Source organism: Celeribacter persicus, from assembly GCF_003050785.1.
GTDB lineage: Bacteria > Pseudomonadota > Alphaproteobacteria > Rhodobacterales > Rhodobacteraceae > Celeribacter > Celeribacter persicus.
The window spans coordinates 1-3,409 of record NZ_QAOH01000062.1; the positions used below are offsets into that span (position 1 = coordinate 1).

General features: G+C 65.7%; 1 protein-coding gene. It reads left to right on the plus strand.

The features are described 5' to 3' along the window. On the plus strand, positions 1-3,299 hold a 3,299-nt coding region (locus C8N42_RS20980), incomplete at its 5' end, for a strawberry notch family protein (protein WP_107818324.1). Positions 3,300-3,409 lie beyond the last annotated feature (110 nt).

Below are 3,409 nucleotides of genomic sequence, written 5' to 3' on the forward strand. Positions count from 1 at the left end.
GCAAACCCGTCAGCCGATCCCGCGCGACCTCCGCAGCTCAACCGGCGAAACCCGAAACGCCGATCGAGGCCGAGGAACTGGACTACGCTCTCCGTGACGCCGCCGAGGACGAAGATGCCGCACGGCTGTCCGATGCGATCTACGAGACCTTCCGTCTGCAGGCCATCGACATCCCCGGCGCAGCCCCACACCCGACCAAGCTTGTGCAATCGGCGGCCATGGCCTCTGTCGCACCGCCGAAACCCAGCTATCGCCCCAAGCTTCCGGCGACCATCCTGCGCGACGGCCTGCTGTCAGACGCGCAGCTTGAGACCGTCATCTACGCGGGGGAGGCGCATGGCGCGCATCTCACTGGGTCTTGGACCGCGGATGAAACCGGAGACGTGGTCTCCGCTGCACCGGACGATGCCGCTGACGCCGTCCGCTTCCGCCGGGGTTTCTTCCTCGGCGATGGCACCGGGGCGGGCAAGGGCCGCCAGTCGGCCGGGATTTTGCTCGACAACTGGGCCCGAGGAAGACGCAAGGCGCTGTGGATCTCAAAGAGCGACAAGCTGCTGGAAGATGCGCAGCGCGACTTGTCGGCGCTCGGGCAGGAGCGCCTGCTGGTCACGCCGCTCTCGCGCTTTGCCCAAGGCCGCGACATCCCGCTTACCGAGGGAATTCTCTTCACCACCTATGCGACGCTGCGTTCGGAAGAACGAGGCGGGAAGAAATCCCGCGTCGACCAGATCGTCGACTGGCTCGGGGCAGATTTCGACGGGGTGATCCTCTTCGACGAAAGCCATGCCATGGCGAATGCCGCCGGGGGCAAAGGCGAGCGGGGCGACACTATGGCCTCGCAGCAGGGCAGGGCGGGCCTGCGCCTGCAGCACAAGCTGCCGAATGCCCGCGTGGTCTATGTCTCGGCCACGGGCGCGACGACCGTCCACAACCTCGCCTATGCGCAGCGTCTCGGCCTCTGGGGTGGAGAGGATTTCTCCTTTCAGACCCGGTCGAAATTCGTGGAAGCCATCGAGGCTGGCGGTGTCGCGGCGATGGAGGTTCTGGCCCGCGACCTGCGGGCGCTCGGCCTCTACACGGCGCGGTCGCTTTCCTATGACGGCGTCGAATACGAGATGCTCGAACACGCGCTCAGCCCCGAGCAGCGCGGCATTTATGATGCCTATGCCGCGGCCTTCGCCATCATTCACAACAACCTGACCGCGGCGCTGGAAGCCGCGAACATTTCTGGCGCGGCCGACGGGCCGAGCGGGTCGGGCACGCTCAACCGCCAGGCCAAGTCCGCCGCGCGCTCGGCTTTCGAGTCCGCCAAGCAGCGTTTCTTCGGCCATTTGCTCACCTCGATGAAGACCCCCACGCTGATTTCCAGCATTGAGGCCGATCTGGCTGCGGGCCATGCGGCGGTCATCCAGATCGTCTCGACGGGTGAGGCACTGATGGAACGCCGCCTGTCGGAGATCCCAACCGAGGAGTGGAACGACATCCGCTGTGACATCACGCCCAGGGAATATGTTCTGGACTACCTCGCCCATTCCTTTCCGGTGCAGCTCTACGAGCCTTTCACCGACAGCGAAGGCAATCTCTCCTCGCGCCCCGTCACGCGCGACGGCCAACCGGTCGAATGCCGCGAAGCCGTCCGCCGTCGTGACGCGCTGATCGAGAAGCTGGCCTCGCTGCCACCGGTGCCGGGGGCGCTCGACCAGATCGTCCAGCGCTTCGGCACGGATCTCGTGGCCGAGGTCACGGGCCGCTCGCGACGCATCGTGCGCAAGGGCGAAGGGCATTCCGCACGGCTCGTGGTGGAGAACCGGGCTGGATCGGCAAACCTCACTGAGACCCAAGCCTTCATGGATGATGAAAAGCGAATCCTGATCTTCTCGGATGCCGGCGGCACCGGGCGCAGCTATCACGCCGATCTCGGGGCGAAGAACCAGCGCCTGCGGGTCCACTACCTCTTGGAACCCGGCTGGAAGGCAGACGCGGCGATTCAGGGCCTCGGACGCACCAACCGAACCAACCAGGCGCAGCCGCCGCTGTTCCGGCCGGTGGCCACCGATGTCAAAGCGGAGAAGCGGTTCCTGTCGACCATTGCGCGACGTCTCGACACGCTTGGCGCTATAACGCGCGGCCAGCGCCAGACTGGCGGGCAAGGGCTGTTCCGGCCCGAAGACAACCTCGAGTCGCCTTACGCCCGCGACGCCCTGCGCCAGCTTTACCGCCGCATCTATCGCGGCGATCTGGCCGGATGTTCGCTCGGGGCTTTCGAGGATGCGACCGGGCTCAGCCTGACCGATGACAACGGGCTGAAGGATGACCTGCCGCCGATCACGACCTTCCTCAATCGCCTGCTGGCGCTGACGATCGACATGCAGGCCGTGCTGTTCGCGGGTTTCGAGGAGCTGCTCGATCAGCGAATTGAGGGCGCCATCGCCGCCGGAGTCTATGATCTCGGGCTCGAGACACTCCGTGCCGAGAGCTTCCGGGTGACCGACGCACAGGTCATCTACACCCATCCGGGCTCCGGCGCGGAAACCCAGCTGCTGACCATCGCGGAAAAGCGCCGCAACACGCCGACCTCGCTGGCCGATGCGCTCGAATGGCTGGATGACCCGCAGGCGCGGTGTCTCATCAACAGCCGCTCGGGCCGGGCTGCTGTGCAGGTGCCCGCCACCAGCCTGATGCTGGACGATGGGACCATCGAGCCGCGCCTGCGCCTGATCCGCCCGCTTGATGCCAGCACGGTCCCGGCCAAGGTCATGGAGGACACCCACTGGCTCGAGGCCGACCGCGCGGCCTTCACTGCGGCGTGGACTGCGGAACTGGCCGAGGTGCCGGAGTTTTCGGACTCCACGCTGCACATCGTGGCGGGTCTGCTGCTGCCGATCTGGAAGCAGCTTCCCCAGGATGAAACCCGCGTCTATCGGCTGCAGACCGATGACGGCCAGCGCATCATTGGCCGCCGGGTCTCGCCTGCCTGGGTCGCGACCACCCTTGCAGCCGATGCGCCGAAGCTCACGGCCGCGCAGGTCCATGCCATTGTCCTCGAGGGCAAGACCGTGGTGCGGCTGGCCGAGGGGATGGAATTGCACCGCTCGCGCGTCATGGGCGCGAACCGGATCGAACTGTCGGGCTTCTCGGAGGCAGCCAAGGATCGGCTCAAGGCCGATGGCTTCTTCTCGGAGATCATCAGTTGGAAGCTGCGGCTGTTCTGCCCGACTGACGCCGATGGTATCGCGATACTGGATCGTCTGCTTGCACGTTGTCCTGTCGCAAGGTTACATGATCGCGGAGGTTGTTGACCCATGTATTCCGAGACCGAAGACCTCGTGCGCGATCTGGCAGAAAATGCCGAAGGCGTCTGTCGTGCCTACCTTCCCGCCGGACGGCGGGAAGGATCCTACTGGATCGT